Raw genomic sequence first — 5115 nt, 5'->3', positions numbered from 1 at the left:
AGCGCCGCAAATCACTCTCCTGAACGCCAAACCCTGGTGGTGAACCTGACACCTGGGCGGGAAAATCGAGTGTCTCAGCCGGCTTGATGGCGCTTCCGCGGTGCGATACTTGGCCTCATGCGGTTAAAACGCCTATCCGTAGTCGTTGCGGTTACCTCGGGTGTAGACCATGGCATTGATGGAGCTGGACCCACCCATCACCTTGCCGCGCGGTTGGAAGCCCTTGCGCCCGTTGAAGCCAGCCTGCGGCACGGTCTCGTATCCCCAGCTGAACAGTTTCAATGGCGCTGTGGCGGCAAATCCCAAAGGCGCGTGGATGAAGGCGGAAGAATCCGGGCCGCCGGCTTCGAGCAGACACACGGAGACGGACGGGTCTTCGCTCAGGCGGCCCGCCACCACACAGCCGGCGGCACCGCCGCCCACCACGACGTAATCAAATTCTTGCATGCAATAGTCTCCTCCCGCTGCCGGGAAATATCAGGCCAGTAGAACGTCCTTGCCACTCAGCCGCTTGGCCAGTCCCTGGGCGAGGCGGTTGACGTTACCGTAGATGGACAGCTGTGGATTGGCACCAATGCTGGTCGGGAAGAGGGAGCCGTCGTGGATGGACAGATTCTCCAGCTGCCAGTGCACACCGTCCGGGCGCGTGACGCCCAGCTTGTCGTCACCGCCCAGACCACAACCACCCATGACGTGGGCGCTGCCGATCTTGGTGAGCAGGGGCTTCATGGGCAGGGCTTCAATGGCTGCCTTGGTCGCCGCCCAGGTGCTGGTGCCGCCAGCAAGTTCGTGGCCCGGGTACACCATGGTGGCGCCGGCTTCGAACTGGATCTGTGCCATGGCGAGCATGGAGCGGCGTGCACCGTCGAGCACGTAGTCGCTGATGGGGTAGTCCAGCAGGGGCGAGCCATCGTCGCGCAATTCCACCGTGCCACCCACCGACTGGTCGTGGAAGCCGTCACGCATGAGGGCCAGCATCACGTTGGCGTGGGGGTACTGGCGGAACAGCTCGGCCTGCTTCTCGCCAAAGCCGGGCAGGTTGGCGCCAAAGAACACAGGATGCAGGGGTGCGACTTCCAGCTTGAACCCGATCGGTCCGTCCACCGGCTGGGTGTGCAGGAAATGGTCGGAGTAAATCGATTGCGGTGCACCGGTCCATGCGGCCACGGTGTCTTTCATGACGGCCGTGGTGATGGCCACCGGGTGCAGGAAGGTGCGCGTGCCCAGCCGCTTGTGTGGGTCGGGCGCTTTCGAGCGCATCAGCAGCGCCGGAGAGTTGATCGCCCCACCTGCCAGGACAAAATGTTTTGCTACGATAGTTGTAGCAATCTTGCCAGATTCTACGGGGGCTGCGTTCGGTTTTACCGCAATACATTGCATGGCGGTGACACGACCGCCTTCGATGACCAGTTTCTCGACCCGTGTTTCTACCAGCAGGGTGGCGCCATGGTCCAGTGCAAACGGGATGGTGGTCACCAGCATGGACTGCTTCGCATTGGTGGGGCAGCCCATGCCGCAGGAACCGAGGTTGTAGCAGCCCTTGACGTTGCGTGGAATCACTTCGGCCTTGATGCCGAGTTTGGCTGCACCGCGGCGCAGCAGCTCGTTGTTCTCGTTGGGCGATGTCGCCCAGGGCGAAATGTTCAGTCGGGTTTGAGCCTGCTGGAAGTAGGGCGCCAGTGTTTCGGTGGTGTAGTCTTTCAGGCCAAATTTGTCCTGCCAGAATTTCAACGTATCGGGAGGCGTATGAAAGGAGCTGGTCCAGTTGACCGTGGTGGTGCCGCCCACACTGCGGCCCTGCAGGATGGTGATGCCCTTGTCCTTGGTCTTGCGCCCGGCGTTTTCCTGGTACAGCGAGGCGTAGGCTTCGGGCTCTTTCTGTTTGAAGTCGGTACTCGATTTGAGCTGCCCCTCCTCGACGATGACGACGTTCAGGCCTGCTTTGGTCAGCAGCTCCGCGGTGATGCCGGCGCCAGCGCCAGAGCCGATGATGGCCACATCGCAGGTGATGCGTTCCGGCAAGGCGCCGTGTTTGCCGCCGAGAACTTTCCAGCCGCGTTGCAGGCCCGCCGCAATGGGGTCAATGATGTTGGTCATGCGATTTCAGTGGATGCAGGGTGACTCAGACGGCTCTGGGGCCGGGATAGCCGATGGTCTTCCAGGACTCTTCGCCCGAGAAATAGGGCACAAACACGATGTCGTGCAGTCCCTGGTAGGCCTGGATGCGCAGCTCCGTGCCGGACGCGCGCATGGACTGCAGTGCGGCGCTGGTTTCTGCCACTGTGGCGTCTTCCCACGACGGCGACAGACCCACAATGCCGCGCCGGCCCGCGGCCGTGGCCAGCAGGCCGAACAGTTGCGAGAGTTCAGCCTGCACATGCGCGGGCAGGCCGGCGGTGAAGTCATCGGTACGCTGCAGGACCGCGTCGATGGCGCGTTGCTGTTCCAGCGCATCCGCAGGCAGCGTGCCTTGCAGCATGGCCTGTCCGACGCGGGCCATCAGCAGCCGCGCGGAGGGGCTGAGGCGGCCATTGACCAGGCCCGGCTTGATCAGTGCCACCGCGCCGCCAGCCACGGCCAGAACGACGGCGGCACCGATACCGAGCTTGAGAAAACTTCTGCGCTGCAGGTGGGGAGGCAGGTGCTTCATGGCAGTGTGTATCGGGTTACTTGGTCAGGAAGTCGAGGTACTTGGTCGCGAACTTGCCGTAAGGCGGCCACAGGAACTTCACGGCGCTGAAGGGGGCCTGGTAGAACACCGGGCGCATCTTGGAGAAGGTGACAAAACCTTCGTAGCCGTGGTAGTGGCCCATGCCGCTGTCGCCCACACCACCAAAAGGCAGATCGTGCTGGCCCACGTGGAACAGACCATCGTTGACGCTGACGCCGCCCGACATTACGTGGGTCAGCAGGTGGTGCACCAGCGCCTTGTCGTTGCTGAAGGGGTAGAGCGCCAGTGGACGCGGGCCGTCGTTGATGGCCTGGACGGGGTCTTCAATTTTCTTGTACGGAATGATTGGCAGCACGGGGCCGAAGATCTCGCGCGTGCGCAGCGCGCAGTCGGCGGGCGCGTTGAGCACGATGTGTGGGGCGATCTTGCGCGTGGCTGCGTCCCATTGGCGGCCGGGAATCAGCTGGACCAGTGTGGCGCCGCGCTCTTGCGCCTCTTCCATGGCACCCACCACCCGGTTGAAGGAGCGGTCGTCAATCATGGAGGTGAAATCGGGCGAGCTCAGGTGCGGGTAGCGCTCTGTGACGATGCCCTTGGACATCTCGGTGAACTCCTTGACTTTGTCTTCCGGGATGTAGATGTGGTCAATGGTGGTGCAGATCTGTCCGGCGTTGAAGTACTTCACGAACAGGACGCGTTCGGCAGCTTTGCGCAGCGGGTAATCGTCGCAAATGATGGCGGGCGATTTGCCGCCGAGTTCCAGCGTGACAGGGCACAGGTTGGGGGCAGCCGCTGCCATGACGGCGCGGCCTGTCAGGCCGGATCCGGTGAACAGGATGTGGTCGAACTTCAGCTTCGAGAACTCAATGCCCACGCCGCCGGTTTCATCGAAGAACGCCAGCTTGTCCCGGGGGAAATACTTGGGAGACTTTTCAATCAGCAGCTTGGCGAGATGGCGGGAGTTTTCCGACATCTTGACCATGGAGCGGTTGCCAGCGGCAAAGGCGGCGATGAGTCCGCTGAAGCTGAGGTTGATGGGGAAGTTCCACGGCACGATGGCACCCACGATGCCCAGAGGCTGGGGAACCACGCGGTTCTTGGCACCGAAGAAATTCTTGATGTCCACACCGCGGCGCTGTGGCTTCATCCAGGTCTTGAGGTGCTTGAGGGTGTGTTCCACACCGTCGACCACACTGAAGATTTCGGCAAACAGGGTTTCGTGGCGCGAGCGGTTGCCGTAGTCGGCGCTGATGGCGTCCACGATGGCGTCGCGGTTGTCCTTGATGAAGGCTTTGAGCTTGAGCAGGTCAGCCTTGCGCTCGGCAAAGGTGGGGTAGGGGTGGGCGAAGTAGGCTGCGCGTTGCAGCTTGAGGACTTCTTCGAGCTCCAGACGGATGGCGTCAGAAGAGGTGGCGGCGTGGATGGGAACGGCGGACATGGTGTGGTTTTCTCCGGGAAATCAGGTTTGGTAAAGGGTATCGATGCGGTCAAGCTTGCGAATCAGTGCCGGCCAGGCGATGTTCGCGCCCTGGCCTGAAGTGACCATCTTGATGACCATGGGCATGGTTTCCATGATCTTGGGGTTGATCTGCACCAGTTCGCCACCCGCCTGGGCGTCAAGCTGGATGCGGCAGGCGTTTTCAAAGTTGTACATCGACAGAAAGGCCTCTGCCACGGTGGAACCGACGACCAGCAGGCCGTGGTTGCGCAGCATAAGGAAGGTCTTGTTGCCCAGGTCGGCCTGCAGGCGGGGTTTTTCATCCTCGCGCAGGGCCACGCCTTCGTAGTCGTGGTACGCCAGCTCGGGGATGACAAAGGTGGACTGCTGGCTGATGGGCAGCAGTCCACATTTTTGTGCGCTCACGGCCACGCCCGCGCGGGTGTGGGTGTGCAGCACACAGCCCACGTCGGGGCGGCCGTCGTGGATGCAGCTATGGATGTTGAAACCAGCGGGATTGACCGGAAACGGCGAATCGAGCAGCTTGTTGCATTGCTGGTCGACCTTGACCAGGCTGCTGGCGGTGATTTCATCGAACATCAGCCCGTAGGGGTTGATGAGGAAGTGGTGCTCGGGGCCGGGGATGCGCACGCTGATGTGGGTGAACACCAGGTCACTCCAGCCGTACAGCGCCACCAGACGGTAGCAGGCGGCGAGATCGACGCGCAGCTTCCACTCTTCGGTGCTGACCTTGTCTTTGACGGATGGGATATCCAAGTGCTGTCTCCTGGCGATGGCAAGCGCGCACGTTAACCCGGTGGGCGGTAATTAACTGTTAAAAAATTTACAATTTGGGGTCTCCTCGTTTTCAGTGCAATAAGTGACGGTACGAAAAGCTAGCACTGGCGCGGAGGTGGTGTTGGTAGATCGTTGATTTCATTGACTTTCCTGTTCACTTTCAAATCTGCGATTCGTGGCGTCAAACCGTGGTCGGTTTCATCCATTG

4 protein-coding genes and 1 pseudogene are annotated in these 5115 nt (G+C 61.3%); all 5 read right to left on the bottom strand.

Annotated elements, in window-relative coordinates; genetic code table 11:
- Positions 1-138 precede the first annotated feature (138 nt).
- Positions 139-447: pseudogene (locus BN2503_RS18480) on the bottom strand (GMC family oxidoreductase N-terminal domain-containing protein); the annotation flags it as partial.
- 30 nt (positions 448-477) lie between these two features.
- Positions 478-2097, bottom strand: coding sequence for a GMC family oxidoreductase (locus BN2503_RS18475; RefSeq protein WP_054258067.1), 1620 nt, complete (start codon positions 2095-2097; stop codon positions 478-480).
- A 25-nt stretch (positions 2098-2122) separates the two neighbouring features.
- Positions 2123-2650, bottom strand: coding sequence for a hypothetical protein (locus BN2503_RS18470; protein WP_233100149.1), 528 nt, complete (start codon positions 2648-2650; stop codon positions 2123-2125).
- Positions 2651-2666: 16 nt separating this feature from the next.
- Positions 2667-4109, bottom strand: a complete 1443-nt coding sequence (locus tag BN2503_RS18465; protein WP_054258066.1) for a coniferyl aldehyde dehydrogenase — start codon at positions 4107-4109, stop codon at positions 2667-2669.
- A 21-nt stretch (positions 4110-4130) separates the two neighbouring features.
- Complete coding sequence (locus BN2503_RS18460; RefSeq protein WP_082366676.1) at positions 4131-4886, bottom strand: class II aldolase/adducin family protein; 756 nt, start codon at positions 4884-4886, stop codon at positions 4131-4133.
- Positions 4887-5115 lie beyond the last annotated feature (229 nt).

This window comes from Paenacidovorax caeni, from assembly GCF_001298675.1.
Lineage (GTDB): Bacteria > Pseudomonadota > Gammaproteobacteria > Burkholderiales > Burkholderiaceae_C > Paenacidovorax > Paenacidovorax caeni.
Note: the sequence above shows the minus strand (reverse complement) of the source record. Positions and strands in the feature narration are given on the sequence as shown.